General features: G+C 32.5%; 15 protein-coding genes and 1 riboswitch. Of the genes, 3 read left to right on the forward strand and 12 right to left on the reverse strand.

What is annotated here, in order from left to right; all coding sequences use genetic code 11:
* Positions 1–21: 21 nt before the first annotated feature.
* Positions 22–1,320 carry an O-acetylhomoserine aminocarboxypropyltransferase/cysteine synthase family protein gene (locus tag CKL_RS10680; protein WP_012102520.1) on the reverse strand — a complete coding sequence of 433 codons (1,299 nt, stop codon included), beginning with the start codon at positions 1,318–1,320 and terminating at the stop codon, positions 22–24.
* A 197-nt stretch (positions 1,321–1,517) separates the two neighbouring features.
* A riboswitch (SAM riboswitch) is annotated at positions 1,518–1,625 on the reverse strand.
* Positions 1,626–1,895: 270 nt separating this feature from the next.
* Entirely contained in the window at positions 1,896–3,464 is a 1,569-nt protein-coding gene (locus CKL_RS10685) for an Ig-like domain-containing protein (protein WP_012102521.1), read from the reverse strand.
* Positions 3,465–3,698: 234 nt separating this feature from the next.
* Between CKL_RS10685 and CKL_RS10690 the strand changes: the two genes are divergently transcribed.
* Positions 3,699–4,301 carry an Hsp20/alpha crystallin family protein gene (locus tag CKL_RS10690; RefSeq protein WP_012102522.1) on the forward strand — a complete coding sequence of 201 codons (603 nt, stop codon included), beginning with the start codon at positions 3,699–3,701 and terminating at the stop codon, positions 4,299–4,301.
* Between the two features lie 121 nt (positions 4,302–4,422).
* Here CKL_RS10690 and CKL_RS10695 read toward each other — a convergent pair whose 3' ends face one another.
* The 4 genes from CKL_RS10695 to CKL_RS10710 form a co-directional block, all read right to left on the reverse strand.
* Entirely contained in the window at positions 4,423–4,920 is a 498-nt protein-coding gene (locus tag CKL_RS10695) for a GNAT family N-acetyltransferase (RefSeq protein WP_012102523.1), read from the reverse strand.
* Positions 4,921–5,009: 89 nt separating this feature from the next.
* Entirely contained in the window at positions 5,010–6,146 is a 1,137-nt protein-coding gene (locus tag CKL_RS10700) for a 5-methyltetrahydropteroyltriglutamate--homocysteine S-methyltransferase (protein WP_012102524.1), read from the reverse strand.
* A gap of 162 nt (positions 6,147–6,308) precedes the next feature.
* Positions 6,309–7,427, reverse strand: a complete 1,119-nt coding sequence (locus CKL_RS10705; protein ID WP_012102525.1) for a 5-methyltetrahydropteroyltriglutamate--homocysteine S-methyltransferase — start codon at positions 7,425–7,427, stop codon at positions 6,309–6,311.
* Positions 7,428–7,443: 16 nt separating this feature from the next.
* On the reverse strand, positions 7,444–8,376 hold the full coding sequence (locus CKL_RS10710; RefSeq protein ID WP_012102526.1) for a LysR family transcriptional regulator: 933 nt from the start codon (positions 8,374–8,376) through the stop codon (positions 7,444–7,446).
* 180 nt (positions 8,377–8,556) lie between these two features.
* Here CKL_RS10710 and CKL_RS10715 point away from each other — a divergent pair, with 180 nt between their 5' ends.
* Positions 8,557–9,843 (forward strand): O-acetylhomoserine aminocarboxypropyltransferase/cysteine synthase family protein, encoded by a 1,287-nt coding sequence (locus CKL_RS10715; RefSeq protein WP_012102527.1) that lies wholly within the window; start codon positions 8,557–8,559, stop codon positions 9,841–9,843.
* 147 nt (positions 9,844–9,990) lie between these two features.
* Here CKL_RS10715 and CKL_RS10720 read toward each other — a convergent pair whose 3' ends face one another.
* Positions 9,991–11,310, reverse strand: a complete 1,320-nt coding sequence (locus CKL_RS10720) for a hemolysin family protein (RefSeq protein ID WP_012102528.1) — start codon at positions 11,308–11,310, stop codon at positions 9,991–9,993.
* 125 nt (positions 11,311–11,435) lie between these two features.
* Positions 11,436–11,903, reverse strand: coding sequence for a Fur family transcriptional regulator (locus tag CKL_RS10725; protein WP_012102529.1), 468 nt, complete (start codon positions 11,901–11,903; stop codon positions 11,436–11,438).
* Positions 11,904–12,089: 186 nt separating this feature from the next.
* Between CKL_RS10725 and rpsD the strand changes: the two genes are divergently transcribed.
* Positions 12,090–12,683: a 30S ribosomal protein S4 gene (gene rpsD, locus CKL_RS10730; RefSeq protein ID WP_012102530.1), complete on the forward strand. Its 594-nt coding sequence runs from the start codon at positions 12,090–12,092 to the stop codon at positions 12,681–12,683.
* Between the two features lie 99 nt (positions 12,684–12,782).
* Here the strand turns inward: rpsD and CKL_RS10735 are convergent, their stop codons facing one another.
* Genes CKL_RS10735 through CKL_RS10750 form a run of 4 tightly spaced genes read right to left on the reverse strand, consistent with a single transcriptional unit; the run spans position 12,783 to position 16,055 of the window.
* Entirely contained in the window at positions 12,783–13,631 is an 849-nt protein-coding gene (locus CKL_RS10735; protein WP_012102531.1) for an SGNH/GDSL hydrolase family protein, read from the reverse strand.
* A gap of 24 nt (positions 13,632–13,655) precedes the next feature.
* Entirely contained in the window at positions 13,656–14,660 is a 1,005-nt protein-coding gene (locus tag CKL_RS10740) for an ABC transporter permease subunit (protein WP_012102532.1), read from the reverse strand.
* A gap of 17 nt (positions 14,661–14,677) precedes the next feature.
* The gene (locus tag CKL_RS10745) at positions 14,678–15,589 is read right to left on the reverse strand and encodes an ABC transporter ATP-binding protein (protein WP_012102533.1); all 912 of its coding nucleotides are present in this window, start codon (positions 15,587–15,589) and stop codon (positions 14,678–14,680) included.
* 49 nt (positions 15,590–15,638) lie between these two features.
* On the reverse strand, positions 15,639–16,055 hold the full coding sequence (locus CKL_RS10750; protein WP_012102534.1) for a secondary thiamine-phosphate synthase enzyme YjbQ: 417 nt from the start codon (positions 16,053–16,055) through the stop codon (positions 15,639–15,641).
* Positions 16,056–16,074: the final 19 nt, after the last annotated feature.

Below are 16,074 nucleotides of genomic sequence, written 5' to 3' on the forward strand. Positions count from 1 at the left end.
ATATTTTTAAAATTACCTATTTTAGACTCTATCTAAAGCCTGCTGAAAATCTGCTATTATATCTTCAATATCTTCGATTCCCACAGATACCCTGATTAATTCAGGTGTTACTCCTGCTTCTCTTTGTTGTTCTTCCGATAATGCCAAATGGGTTGTACTTGCAGGATGGATTACATAGGTTCTTACATCACCTAAATTAACAACTATGGAAGCTAATTTTAAATTTTCTCCTAAAGTCTTTGCCGCTTCAATTCCTCCCTTTACCCCAAAAGTTAAAATTCCACTTGCTCCCCCATTTAGATATTTTTCTGCTCTTTCATATTCTGGATCCCATTCCAGATAGGGATATCTAACCCACTGAATTTTAGGATGATTCGAAAGGTATTTAGCTAGATTTAAAGCATTATATGAATGTCTTTCCATTCTTAAATGTAATGTTTCCAATCCCATATTTGTTAAAAATGCATTAAATGGAGCTGGCGCGGCACCAAATTCTTCAACTAAATTGGTTCTTAATTTTCCTGAGAAAGCACGTTTTCCGAATTCATTGACAAATATCACGTTGTAGGGACCAGTAGGAGTAGTATAATCCGGAAATTTTCCATTTGCCCAATTAAAGTTTCCTCCATCAATAATTATCCCTCCAAGGGACACTGCATGACCATCTGAGTATTTAGTAGTAGAATGAACCACTATATTTGCTCCATACTCAAAGGGATTTATAAGATAAGGTGTTGCTATAGTGTTATCAACGATAAACGGTATATCTAATTTTTTTGCCACAGAAGAAAATTTATCAAAATCCAATACATTAAGTCCTGGATTTCCTATGGTTTCCCCAAATATCAGTTTAGTATTTTCTGTTGCTGCCTCTAAAATCTCTTCTTCAGAAGCTGTGGGGTCTACAAAGGATACATTAATTCCTAATTTAGGTATAATTGTGTTAAAAAGGTTGTATGTGCCTCCATATAGGTTTGAATTTGCAATAATTTGATCTCCTGAATTTGCAATATTTATTATGGAATAGACCACTGCTGATTGTCCCGATGCAGTGGCAATTGCTTCAACACCGCCTTGTAATTCTACATATTTTTTTTCAAGTGCTGTCACCGTTGGATTTCCTACTCTTGTGTACAGATATCCTCCCTGTTTATTTAATGCTGTTACATCTGCACTCACTGCCGCTACATTTGCCACTTCATCAAAAGTGTCATATTTATATGATGTACTTTGAACTATTGAAGCTACCCTTGGATCACCTGACTTAGGCGAATATCCTCCTTGTACTGCTCTTGTTCCTATTTTAAATTTTTCACTCATGAAAATCTCCTCTTTTCTAAATTTAGATATACTTTCATAAAGTACTATATATAATAAAGAAGAGGCCAAATTCTAAATATCATAGAGATTACACTTAAAAAACTCTATGATAAATAAAATTTGACCTCCAGTTTGTCTAGCCAATCAAATAAAAAAACTTTCTACAGAGAAACTATAGAAAGTTATATTAACTGTTTCTCTCATCTTTCAGGTTTAACCTGCTGGAATTAGCACCATTGAATATATAAAAATATTCAGGTTGCCGAGTATCATAGGACCAGTCCCTCCACTACTCTTGATAAGAAATTTTCTTTTGAACTTTAATCATTAACTTTTAAATTTGTAGTTAATAATATACTTTTTTAATCATTTTGTCAATAGTAAATTAGAACATATCAAGTGATTCTTAGGTTTAGGTGGAGTTTGCTGTAGAGAACTGCTTATCTCCATCTAAACCTTAGAAGAACTTATCCAGGCGCGTAGCAGTGTTTATCTCCCACTTTGAAGAAGATGGGAGTATTAGCAATTCTAGCGTTCGGATAAAGAGACAGGATAGTAATTCCTGTCTCACATGTTTAACTATTCAACTTATCCCCTTCACTGATTAAAAAATCCTGGCATGTACTGCCTAACTCATCAAAGGACCATAATCCAGTAGAATTGAATTTATACCCAGCATAAGTTTCATAGTCATTGTAGTCCACATTATAGGTTTGTATTAAAGGATATATAGGCTTGTCTAGACCATAGTATTGGTAATCCTGAATCATTTTATCCATACATGCAGTGACCGACCATTTCATTTCTCCCCAGTAACACTGCGGAGCAGCAAAATCGCAATATTTATTGAAAACTGAATAAGGTATATCCTGGTGATAACTTGCTATTGGAAAAGTAGTATAGCCAATAATAGCATTAGGACATTTACTCCTTACAATCTGGCATATTTCTTCTGCTTGTTCTGTCTTACCTGACACCGCATCTTCAGGATCAAAAACATAATAATCGCTATTATTAAGGGCATCTACTATTATATTAGCTTCTCCTTCAACGTCATCAAAATGGTTATATCCCCAGGTACCTACTTTAAATCCTGCTTCTTTAAAATTATTGACATACTTTAAAAAATCCTCTCTAAAATTCATGCCTCCGCCAGAAGCCCTTTCCCCTTCATTATACTTAATACAAACATTAGCTATTCCCAATGATTTTAATTTGGATATTAAATTATCTATACCTCCATATGCATCCACTTCATTTTGAAGCTGCCATATCCATGCAGATGTAGAAGTGACACTTGATGGAGCAGTTTCCGCAGAAGCATTTATTATTAGATTTAAATTCACCTTTTTATCATATCCTTCAACCTGGCCTTGATAAACATAATTTCCTGGTATATTTAAATTTCCAAGATGCTTGTCCCAAGTAACACTTACGGACTTTTTTTCTCCATTAGACATGTTGGCAGTAACCACATCCGGCAATTGATAGCTATCCCTTTGATTTATAGATACACTTATGTCATTTATTGAGGTTATTATTGAACCGGTTTTAAAAGTCATATTAAAGGAAGCTTTTAAAGTTCTATTATACGCAGACATCAATCCAGTACCTACACTTAACGAATATTCGCTGTCTGGATCATAGGAAGTACTGCTCGATATATCCACATAAAAATTATTCTCGCTTAATGATATGTTTATTGGAACTTCTTTATTAGTTTTTTTGTCTACAATCTTTATGTTTTCCTCAGCGGAGGATAAAACTATAGGCTGATTGAATTGTATTCTCCAGGTTTTATTTACTGATACATCATTAGCCTCATCCACATTGGATGCTGAAGTAACAAAATTATTCTCTACGGTGGTAGAACCAGAAGAACTTTGTGATATTGAATTCTCACTCATATTTTTTTCATAAGAGCCAGACACATTCTGGGACGTTGAGGATTTGGCTCCGTTCTGGACTAACGAAGAATTGTCACCATCCTGTGGGCTTTGAGTATTAGATGCATTCTGAATTGATGTAGTTTGAACTTCAGAGGTAGGGGAAACATTATCTGCTAGCACTAAATTACATGGATTTAGCTGATACATCGCAATAATACTTGCAAACATTAAAAAATTTTTTAGTATTTTAACCAATTTTCTCTCTTCTTTCTATGTATGTAAATTTTAAAAAACACCTTTTTTCATTTTATTACTTTAAAATGAACTTTTTATAAACATAATATAGATATTTTGTTACAAAAGTAAATTAATTCTTTAAAAAATAAATTTTATAATTTATTATAATAAATTTTTATTTTTGAATAATTTCTCTTTTAATATGTAATAATAATTACTGTAAAAATCAAAAAAATTCAGGAGGTATAAATAATGATACAAATGAACACTAATACTTTAAATGAACAGAGAGTCAATACACAACAGCTAAGATTTACCCCAATATCATCAAACCACTTAAATTCATGTACTGCTTATAACTACGGACTTCCTATGCAGTCTTACAATAACCCTCAAGCCATGGGAACTCAGATAATGAGTTGTGGAATTAGTCCTTATCAGATGATTACACAACCATATACCTTATCATACCAGGGTGCCCAGATGAGAAGTGGAAATTTTAACAACATGGTTCATCATCATCCAATCACAAGAAGCATTATGGTTCAGCCTACGGTAGATATTTCAGAAACATCCAGTGACATTATGATATCTGCATATGTATCAAATACACCATTAAACGATTTAAATCTCAATGTTAGTAACGATTCATTAACCATTTCAGGCACGCTGTCAAATGGAATCAATCATTTTGTACTAAATAGAACAGTTCCTCTTTCCACAAGTGTAAGAGCAGAAGCTGTAGAGGCTACTCTGCAAAGCGGAGTTCTTGAAATCAGATTGCCAAAATCAGAAAAACTCGCTAGAACAGTTCATACTTGTCAAAACACCGGCAATATGATAACAAATAATTAATTCTATATGTACTTTTAATTATTTAAAAGAGTGCCCTACATAAAGAAAATTCTATTAAAATTGGAGCTGTTGGAGTATTTTTTACCTACAGCTTCAATTTTATTTGCCTATATTTACATATTTACTCCTCATTAAATTCTAAAATCATATCATACCATTTAGCTCCTCCATGTACTGATTTTGATATACCTTTATTTTTATATCCAAATTTTTCATAATATTCAATAAGATTATCTTTACAGGTTAATATAATTCCTTTACGTCCTGACAATTTTGATGATTTTATCATATAATTCATCAACTGTGTAGCAATTCCCCTGTGGCGATAATTTGGCACTACATCAAGTCCAAAAATAGTCTGATAGTCTCCTTCTGGCACATGTAATGTAGAATCCTTATAGAGTTTATCATAGATAACAGTACCATTTATCACACATCCATTTATAAATCCAATTATTTCATTATCAATTTCTGCTACAAAAAAGCTCTCTGGGAATGTTTTAATACGCTCTTTTAAAGATGATTTCGCAGCCGCTTCTGCCTGTGGGAAACACTCTGCCTCCACTTTTGCTACTGAGTCCAAATCATTTATATTTACTTTTCTAATTGTAATATTCATTATACTCTTCCTTTCCATATTTACTTTCACGGCAAAATCAACCATTATAATCTTTACAATGGTTGATTTTTATACCTAAAAATATTTTACTATTTCCAAACTTCCTCTGCAATTTTCTTTACAAGCCTTATTTTATTCCACTGTTCTTCTTCAGTAAGTATATTACCTTCCTCAGTAGATGCAAATCCACATTGAGGACTTAAACAAAGTTGATTTATAGGAACATATTTAGAAGCTTCTTTAATTCTTGCTTTAACAGTTTCCTTATCTTCTAATTTAGGAGACTTAGAAGTAATAAGACCTAAAACTACCTGTTGATTTTTTATAAATCTAAGAGGTTCAAAGCCTCCTGCACGTTCACTATCATACTCCAGATAGAAAGCATCTACAGCTACTGTTCCAAACAAAATTTCAGCAATAGACTCATACCCTCCAGAAGATGCCCAGGTGGAATGGTAGTTACCTCTGCAAACATGCATTGTAATAATCATATCTTTTGGATGATCTTTAATGGCCTCATTATTTACACGGGCATATAGTTTTGCTATTTCTCCAGCATCAACATTTTCTCTTTGGCGTGATTTCCAATAGTCCGTATCACAAAACATACCCCATGTACAATCATCTAATTGAAGATTACGACATCCAGCTTCATAAAACTGTTTAATAACATCTCTATAGGCTGCGGCAATATCTACTATAAGTTCCTCTAAATCCTTATAAAATGATTCGGTAATTTTTTTATTCTCTCTTCGCTGCATTTCAGCAAGAAATTGTGCAGGAGCCGGAATAGTCTGTCTTGCTATTGCATCCTCTCCTGCAATACTCTTCAAGAATTTAAAATGTTTTACCATTGGGTGATTTTTGGAACTGATTTTTCCCGTTAATTGAGCAGTTTCAGCCCTAGTTTCTAATCCATTGAACTGATATCCTTTTTCAATGACATGCTTCTTTACACCTTCCAAGCCCCACATAAAGTCAAGATGCCACCAGGAACGTCTAAATTCTCCGTCAGTAACTGATTTTAAACCTACTTTTTTCTCCATTTCGACCAGTTTTATTATTTCTTCATTCTCTATTTTATGTAAATCATTTTGAGAGATTTCCTTATTCTCATACTTAGTACGTGCCTCTTTAATAGATTGTGGTCTTAAAAAACTTCCTACTATATCCCATCTAAAAGGAGGAGCATTCCTTACTACTGTATTTTCAAATGTTACACTCATTTTTTATTATCCCTTTCATGAATTTAATATTTTTAATTACACTTTAAGATATCTTAAATATAACATACTATCACTTAACTAGCGTAACTGAAAAAAACTATTGCCAGTTATAAATATTTACTATAGCTGGCATAAAAATATCTATGATACTACCTCTCAAAATTATTGAATCCAAATCTCCTTTGCAGTTTCAACAATAAGTTCCAGTTTAGCCCACTGCTCTTCTTCTGTAATAAGATTGCCTTCTTCTGTAGATGCAAAACCACACTGTGGACTTAAACAGAGCTTATCTATATCTACATACTTACAGGCTTCAAAAATACGAGCTTTTAATTCTTCTTTACTTTCAAGACCTCCATGTTTTGTGGTAACAAGTCCTAATACTACTATCTGATCTTTTACAAACCTTAATGGAGAAAAATCTCCCGAACGTTCATTATCGTATTCAAGAAAAAAAGCATCTACCTTGGTATTTGAAAAAAGTTCTTTGGAAACAGGTTCATACCCACCTGCTGCAAACCACATAGAATGAAAATTTCCTCTACATATGTGAAGTACAATTGTCATATCCTTAGGGCAGCACGAAATTGATTCATTAATCAACCTCACATAATCTTTGGCCAGTTCATCTGGATCTACACCTAACTCTACATACCGGCTCCTGTGAATTTCACTGCACAATGTACCCCAGGTGGTATCATCTAGCTGAAGATACCTGCACCCAGCGTCATAAAAGGCTTTTATGGCATGTTTATAGACATCAATGATATCACAGAGAAATTTTTCATTATCTTTATAAAATCTATTTGAATTATAACTTTCTACAAAATGAAAGAGTGCAGGAGAAGGTATTGAAAATTTAGGAATACACCCCTCTGTAATACCCTTTAAATATTTAAAATGATCAATCATGGGATGATTTTCAAACTTTATATTGTCAATAACACGAAATGTTTCAGCTTTCATGAGTTTATTGTAGGAATTGCTGCCCTGATTTATTTTAATCCTTTCAGTTCCTTTGATTCCCAAAAAAAAGTCCAGATGCCACCATCCCCGCCTGAACTCTCCATCAGTAACAGCTCTCAGTCCTATTTTTTTTTGTTTTTTTACAAGTTTTGCAATTTCTATGTCTTCCACTTCTTTAAGTTCTTCTTTTGAGATTTCTTTTTTTTCATATTGTCTTCGGGCTAATCTTATTTCTTCTGGGCGCAAAAAACTTCCTACAATGTCATATCTATATGGGGGAATATCTCTTTTTCTACCTATAACTTGATTATTCATAATTTCCTCCTTCTCACTATAGTAAGCAGTAATTAAACTCCAAATATTTAGTTGCAATATCATAGTTTAAAATTTCTATATACTTGGCTGCAATTTTACTAAGTTTTATATTCTTATGGGAAATCCATCCAATTGTAACTATTTGATCACTTTCAATTGGAATAGATTGAATTTCATCTCCATTAAAGGCTGGAACTAACACTCCTGTTCCTACAGTGTATCCATCACTTCCTGTTAATAAGTTAGATAATGTTGCCCTGTCATTGACTACAATACTCTTATTGGTATTTGAAAAATTCAAAATCTCCTCTGAAAAATTCAATGAATTTTTTTCTCCTTGATCAAATACTATAAAAGGAAAGGAAGCCAAATCCTCCATTGTAACAACCTTTTTATTTAATAATGGATGATTCTTACCCACAAATACATGGGGTGTTACATTAAATAAAGGTGTGAATTTAATATTACTGTCACTAAAAAGTTTATTCATCACCTTTGAATTCAAATCATTTGTATATAATATACCTATGTCGCTTTTTAATGTTTTTACATCTTCAATGATCTCATAAGTTTTAGTTTCCTTTAAGGTAAATTCATATTTTGAATTATCATTGCTCTTCATAAGCTTTATAAAGGCGTCTACCACAAAGGCATAGTGCTGAGTTGAAAGGGAAAAATGCAATGCTTTAAATCTTTCTCCATGATATCTATTTTCCAATACCTCTGTCTGCTCTATAATCTGACGTGCATATCCTAAAAATTCCGCCCCATCTATAGATATACTAATTCCTCTGTTGGTTCTCTCAAAAATGCCAATTCCAAGTTCCACCTCCAATTCCTTTATGGCCTTGGAAAGACTTGGCTGGGATATAAAAAGTCGCTTTGCAGCTTCGTTAAAAGAACCACAATTGGCAATTTCTATTGCATACTTTAGCTGCTGCAGTGTCATAACATTTCTCACCTTCTTTTAATTCATTTTTAATACTATAAATATAATACCATGACAAAAATATTTTATATATAAGATATAAATAAAATGACTACACCAGCCTCCTGATTTTTCTCTTGAATTAACACAATATTAAAATTATAATAATTATATTATTATTTTCAGAAAGGACATACTAAAATGAAAAATTATAAAATAAATACAAAATGCGTACAGGCCGGTTATAGACCCGGCAATGGAGAACCACGTCAAGTTCCTATTATCCAAAGCACGACCTTTAAATATAATACTAGTGAAGATATGGGAAAATTGTTTGACCTTGAAGCCAGCGGCTATTTCTACAGTAGGCTGCAAAATCCAACAAATGACTATGTGGCTCAAAAAATTGCCGACATGGAAAGCGGTACTGCTGCCATGTTGACTTCTTCAGGGCAAGCTGCCAATTTTTTTGCCCTGTTTAATATTTGCAACTGTGGAGATCACATTGTTGCCTCTTCCAGTATTTACGGAGGCACTTTCAATTTAATTTCCGTAACCATGTCCAAAATGGGCATTACCACTACATTTGTTTCTCCTGATTGTACAGAAGAGGAATTAAATGCTGCCTTCCAAACTAATACAAAGGCAGTTTTTGGTGAAACAATTGCTAATCCCGCCCTTACTGTACTGGATATTGAAAAATTTGCAAAGGCTGCCCATGCACATGATGTTCCACTTATAGTAGATAATACTTTTCCAACACCTATTAATTGTCGTCCTTTTGAATGGGGTGCTGACATTGTTACCCATTCTACTACAAAGTACATGGATGGACACGGTGCCGCTGTGGGAGGAGTCATTGTAGACTCTGGAAATTTTGATTGGATGGCTCATGCTGATAAATTCCCGGGACTCTGTACACCAGATGACAGTTATCATGGTATTACCTATGCTGAAAAATTTGGCAAGGAAGGAGCTTTCATTACCAAATGTACTGCTCAACTGATGCGTGACTTTGGTTCTATTCAATCCCCACAGCATGCATTCATCTTAAATCTAGGACTGGAAAGCCTTCATGTCCGTATGCCGCGTCACTGCGAAAATGGACAAGCTGTTGCAGAATTCCTCCAAAATCATCCAAAGGTTGCCTATGTTAATTACTGTGGTCTGCCAGGTGACAAATACTATAAGATTGCACAGAAATATCTACCAAATGGTTCCTGTGGTGTTGTTTCATTTGGTTTAAAAGGTGGACGTGAAGAAGCTGAAATCTTTATGAAAAACCTTAAGCTTGTGGCTATTGAAACCCATGTAGCAGATGCCCGTAGCTGTTGTCTAAATCCTGCAACAAGTACACACCGCCAGATGAATGACGAAGAGTTAAAGGAAGCTGGAGTTCCAGCAGAATTAATCCGTATCAGCTGCGGCATTGAAGACAAAGAAGACTTGATTTATGATATTTCACAATCACTAGATTGTATTGAATAGGTTTACTTATAATCAAGTGCTTCAGAAGTTCATATGGAGTTTGCTATAGAGAAATGCTTATCTCCATATGAACCTTAGAAGAACTTCATGTTAAAATCAATAAAAACACAGAAAACTATTTAAAACTTTCTGTGTTTAACAAACTCATTACTCTTCTATATGAAGTTTAACCCTTTCTATTCTTTTTTCTTTCACTTCCTCTATATCAAATGTAATATTTTCATACTCAAGTACAGGCTGCTCTCCATCCTCTGGTATGCGACCTATAATTTTAATCAATAATCCTCCTAGTGTATCGTAATCTTCAGAATCTTCATTCAGATTTAAATGCAAATTCTCATTTAATTCATCTATGGAAATACTGCCTTTCACCATGAATGTTTTATTATCAATTTTTTTTACACAGGGCTCATCTTCATCGTATTCATCGTTTATATTTCCCATTACTTCTTCAATTAAGTCTTCTATAGTTACTATTCCTGAAAATCCTCCATATTCATCTATCAATATAGCCATATGCTTTCTATAATTTTGAAGTTCCTTAAATAGCTCGTCTATATTTTTTCTTTCAGGTACAAAATATGCAGGATGAATTATATTTCTTATATCTACATTTTCAAAGCCTACTCTATGGGCTTCAATTATAAAATCTTTCATATAAAGTATACCTATAATATTATCACTGTCTCCTTCAAATACGGGAATCCTAGAATACCTTTTTTGGAGCAGTTCATCTATATATTCACTCAAAGGCTTATCTATATTTATTAAGTATACTTCTGTTCTAGGTGTCATTACTTCTTCTGCCAATTTATCGTCAAATTCAAATATACTATTTATCATTTCTTTTTCAGTGGAATTAATAACTCCATTTTCTTGTCCTATTTCTACCAATGACCTAATCTCTTCTATTGAAACTTTCTCTTCCAAATTACTACTGTTCATTCCCGTAATTCTTATTAAAAGATTAGTAGATATTGAAAGCAGTTTAACAAAAGGTATCGCCAATTTTGATACAAATAAAATTGGTCTTATGGAAAGCATGGCAATTTCCTCTGATTTTTGTAGTGCCACTCTCTTTGGAAACAATTCTCCAAAAACCAGCATGATATAGGATAAAATAATTGTTACTAAAAAAAATGAGATCTCTTGACCATAAGGAACATTAAGTTTATCTAGATAATTTCCAATTCTGTATGAAATACCAGTTGCTGCTGACGCACTTGAAAAAAATCCTGCAAGGGTAATTCCCACTTGTATAGTTGATAAAAACTTAGTTGGCTCCTTCAATAACTTTTCCAATAGTTGTGCCTTTTTATTACTCTGTTCCGCTAAAAGCTTTATCCTAGTTTTATTAAGTGATACAATTGCCATTTCTGCAGATGCAAAAAAAGCATTTAACAGAGTGAGTAATGCAATCAATCCTAATTGAGGCATTAAACCGGCAGGTTCTGGGTCTGATTCCATTTATTTCTTCCTCCTTGAAATAAAAATTTATTAGTTAATATTATCATAATAAAATATAAATATCAACCCATTTACTAATTTTACCAAGGAATAAACCCTTCTATTATAATTGAATAACACCTTTTTTACTCCCTAGGATCTTTATTACAGGACTTACATTTGCCAAAAAAGTCTACACTATAATCTTCCACTTGAAAATCATACATATCATAAATTTGTTTTTTTAATTTATCAAGCATATAATATTCCCTGTCAGTAACTCTGCCATCAATTATTTTTCCACAATCTGAACAGATCAAATGATAATGATTATGTCCTAGATGATTACACAATTCATATCTTGTATATCCATCCCCTAAATCCACTTTCCTTATAATTTTCATCTTCTCCAGCATTACGAGGGTTCTATAAATAGTTGATTGGCCTATATTTAATCCCTTTTGTTTTAGAATTCGATTTATATCTTCACTATTCATATGAAGATCTTTATGCCCAATTATAACATCCATTACAAGCTGCCTTTGATCCGTATATTTGTATCCAAATTCATGGAACTTTTCTTTAAGATTATCCATTCCAAATTCTTTTTTCACAAAAACATCTCCAATAAATTTAAAAGCACAAATGATATTGAACATCATTTTCAATTATAAGATAATAGCTATATAAAGTCAATCCAAAATTTATATTTAAAAATCCTTATTGATATTGAATATCAATATCGTTTATGTTATCATTGAATATATTTATAAAACTACATAAGGAGGAATTATTTTAGTATGGCAACTCGCAGAGAACCTAAATTTAAATTATGCAGAAGATTAGGCGTAAATATCTATGGACATCCCAAAGCTATGGACAGAGTAAAAAAAGTAAATTCACGGCACGGCTCTAAGATATCTGAGTATGGCCGCCAACTATTAGAAAAACAAAAGATCAAAGCATATTATGGATTATTTGAAAAACAATTCAAAAGATATATAAGACGTGCAGAAAAAAGTAAAAATGTAACAGGTACTGCACTTCTAAAAATTTTAGAATGCAGACTTGATAATATAGTGTATAGAATAGGATTTGGAAATTCTATAAGACAATCAAGACAAATGGTAAACCATGGTCACATATTAGTCAATAACAAAAAAATCAATATACCTTCCTATGAAGTACATGCAGGTGATGTAATTTCCCTAGTACAAAAATCTAGAAATAATAAAGAGTTCTGTTTTAATTTTTTAGACCTAAGAAAATTTGAGTTACCCTACATAGAGAAAAATTTTGATAATTTTCAAGGAATATTGATAAGGCTTCCTGAAAAAGAAGAATTACCTATAGAAGTAAATGAAATTGCAGTAGTGGAATTGTATTCAAAATAAATGTGTATTTTAATAACGTAACTTCTCTATTTGGATGATAGCTGGATTCATATATAAATCCAGCTGATTTTACTTATGGCCAATAAATTTACTACCAGACTAATTTTTATAATTCTTCAATACCTCAAATATTCTCTTTGAAATGGCATCATAGCCTGCGGCATTGGGATGAAAATTATCAGGAGCAAGATAACTTGTAGTATTATATTTAAAAAGGTCATATGTAGGCACATATACAGAATTATTATCTTCAGACACCAATTCATCAGTTTTATAATTCCAATTATTTAATAATTCTACCTTATCTGGAGTTATGTCACTACCAAAGGGATTGTACAGGCCAATAAACACAATAATACAATTTTGATTTTTACTTCTTATTAATTTAAAAATACTTTCTAAGTTATTTAAATATTGATTTTCAACTGACTTTGCATCATTTGGTGCTGAAGATGATTCTTTCGATTCTGGTAAACTTGAATCCACAGAGGATATATCTACATTTTTAAAGTTTTTAATCTCATTACCTCCAATGGAAATAAATATAATACTGGAATTCTGTATATATTTCAGTGTCTGCTCACTATGCACAACATTAAGAAGACCAGATGAAGTATCACCATTAACTGCAATATTAGTAAGTTTTAGGGGTTTTGAAGTTTTAGCTTTCCAGAGCTTAACAAAACCGCCTGCAAAACCTTCATTATTTTCATCTCCCGTTCCCTTTGCAAGAGAATCCCCCATGACTAACACATTATATGAGTTGGCATCCAATTGATTCATAACTTCTTCAGTTTTATTTTCACTATTTTCACTATTATTCTTAATATCACTTTCATTTACAGAACTATTTGTAATGGAAAGTGAATACGCAAAGCCTATGCTGAATATACAAGTACTTGCTGCTGCAATAGCTAATATGGTGAGCCATTTTACCTTTTTATACATAATACTCTGTCTCCTTTCCCATATCTAAACTAATACATCTTGCTTGGTAAATACAATAAAACTAATTACTAAAGCTATTAATGACCATATACATAACACACCCACAGAAAAGGAAAGGCTCATTCCCGCTATTGGTTCATAAGATGCTGTTAAATATTTAGGTAAATCTAAATTAATGGCAAAGAAATACTTGACTAAAGGCCAATCAGATAAAAACAACTGAAGAAATTCACCCCCAATTAGCGAAGCTAACATTATACCAATAGAAGTTGCCGTACTTCTAACTAATGTAGAAATCATAAAGGCTAAAGTTGCAATATTCACAGAAGAGAACCATCCTAAAGAATATATTAGAATTGCATATTGCCACTGATACACCTTTACTACTCCTGACGAATCCAGTTTATCTGCTATAACCCTAAAGCCAGTTGCTACAGGTTCATTCCATCCCCAACTATGAAATATAAAAGATGATACTAAAATACACATAATAACTGCCTCTAAAATAACTATACAAGATAAAATCAAAACTGCAATATACTTACTTAATAATATTTTCCATCTAGGAACAGCCCTGGTCAATAGAACTTTTATAGTCTTTGAAGAAAATTCTCCAGATACCACATCTGCCGCTAAAATTACTATAAGCAAAGGTAAAAATAAATAAACAGCCTGCTGCATAAATTCAATAGTAAATTTTCCAGTATTTGGGGTAATGGGGTTTATATTATGCTCCAAATAATACTCCAACTGCTCAATTTGTATATTTATAGAATTTTTTCTATTATCATTTATATATGGCCTATTTAAAGTATCTTGCAAATCCAATATTTGCTGATTCACTAATGACTTCCAATTATAACCCTGGGCTTGTCCTGAGGCTTTTGTATACCTTTGTATTGTATTTTTATAAGAAGAGTTCTCTCCATAACAAAAAAGTGATACCAATATTAACAAAATGACTGAAATAAGTATAAGCTTCTTTTTAGATAGCATTTTAACTACTTCGTTTTCCACTAATTTTAACAAATTAATCATCCTAACTATTAAATTATTTCACTTTGTCTTGTCAGACTTAAAAATAAATCTTCTAGAGTTTTGTGCTTTTTATCTACATATTTTAGTAATAAGCCCTGTTTTAAAAAATAAGAATTTATTTCTTCCAATTTAGCTGAATCCACAGCAGCTTCAAGTCTGTCTTTAACTATTTTGCTTTCCAACGCCCATACTTCACTTAGTAATTCTTTTCCCTTTTTATTGTCATCCAGTATCCAAAATACCTCTTGATTATTTAAAAGTTCACTTACATCTGCATTTTTTAAAATTGTTCCATTCTTAATTATAGTTACTTTATCACATATGAGTTCTATTTCAGAAATAAGATGGCTGGATACAAGTACGGAAATGCCTTCTTCTTTTGCAATTTTCTTTATTAAATTTCTCATTTCACTTATTCCAGATGGATCAAGACCATTGGTAGGTTCATCTAAAATAAGAAGCTTAGGGTTATGCATTAATGCCTGTGCAATCCCCAATCTCTGTTTCATTCCCAGAGAATATGTGCTCACTTTATCTCTTATTCTATTTTTTAATCCTACTAGTTCTACTGAACTGATAATATCATCATTACTGACATCTTTACTCATAGATGCCAACATATTTAGATTATCAATGCCACTCATGTAATTGTATAAATCTGGTCCCTCTATTATACATCCAACATTTGACATAGCTTTTACATAATCATTCACAATAGAATGTCCACATATTTCAATTCTTCCAGAAGTAGGTTTTAAAAGACCTACGATCATCCTCAAAGTGGTAGATTTACCTGCTCCATTTGGACCAAGGAAACCTAAGACCTCACCTTCTTTTATTGAAAAGCTTATCCCATTGATAATGCGTTTCCCTTTTATAGTTTTGCATACATTATCTAAAAGCAGCACTTCTTCCCTCATATGAAGCCCTCTCTTTCTTTCAAATAACTCTTATACCTTTAATTATTAATTATTGTCCAATTATCTTTACTAAAGCCCTCTTTTTTCTCATTCCATCAAATTCTCCATAAAATATTTGCTCCCAGGGTCCAAAATCCAGCTTTCCCTCAGTTACTGCCACTACTACTTCCCGTCCCATAATAGAACGCTTTATATGGGCATCGGCATTGTCTTCATACCCATTATGATAGTACTGGTCATGAGGTTTTTCAGGTGCAACTTTCTCCAAAAAATTTTCAAAATCCTTATGCAGTCCACCCTCATCATCATTTATAAATACACTGGCCGTTATATGCATGGCATTACATAAAAGCAGTCCTTCTTTTATACCGCTTTCTTTTAAACACTTCTCTATTTGTGGAGTTATGTTGATAAAGGCTCTTCTTTTTGGAATATCAAACCATAATTCTTTTCTATAACTTTTCATAAATAATCACTCCTCGTAA

It is taken from the genome of Clostridium kluyveri DSM 555 (genome assembly GCF_000016505.1).
Lineage (GTDB): Bacteria > Bacillota > Clostridia > Clostridiales > Clostridiaceae > Clostridium_B > Clostridium_B kluyveri.

Coding starts and splice junctions, on each gene's coding strand:
- CKL_RS10735 (WP_012102531.1), bottom strand. CDS start 13,631: ATGTATAAAAAGGTAAAATGGCTCACCATATTAGCTATTGCAGCAGCA.
- CKL_RS10745 (WP_012102533.1), bottom strand. CDS start 15,589: ATGAGGGAAGAAGTGCTGCTTTTAGATAATGTATGCAAAACTATAAAA.
- CKL_RS10695 (WP_012102523.1), bottom strand. CDS start 4,920: ATGAATATTACAATTAGAAAAGTAAATATAAATGATTTGGACTCAGTA.
- CKL_RS10705 (WP_012102525.1), bottom strand. CDS start 7,427: ATGAATAATCAAGTTATAGGTAGAAAAAGAGATATTCCCCCATATAGA.
- rpsD (WP_012102530.1), top strand. CDS start 12,090: ATGGCAACTCGCAGAGAACCTAAATTTAAATTATGCAGAAGATTAGGC.
- CKL_RS10680 (WP_012102520.1), bottom strand. CDS start 1,320: ATGAGTGAAAAATTTAAAATAGGAACAAGAGCAGTACAAGGAGGATAT.
- CKL_RS10750 (WP_012102534.1), bottom strand. CDS start 16,055: ATGAAAAGTTATAGAAAAGAATTATGGTTTGATATTCCAAAAAGAAGA.
- CKL_RS10715 (WP_012102527.1), top strand. CDS start 8,557: ATGAAAAATTATAAAATAAATACAAAATGCGTACAGGCCGGTTATAGA.
- CKL_RS10720 (WP_012102528.1), bottom strand. CDS start 11,310: ATGGAATCAGACCCAGAACCTGCCGGTTTAATGCCTCAATTAGGATTG.
- CKL_RS10690 (WP_012102522.1), top strand. CDS start 3,699: ATGATACAAATGAACACTAATACTTTAAATGAACAGAGAGTCAATACA.
- CKL_RS10710 (WP_012102526.1), bottom strand. CDS start 8,376: ATGACACTGCAGCAGCTAAAGTATGCAATAGAAATTGCCAATTGTGGT.
- CKL_RS10700 (WP_012102524.1), bottom strand. CDS start 6,146: ATGAGTGTAACATTTGAAAATACAGTAGTAAGGAATGCTCCTCCTTTT.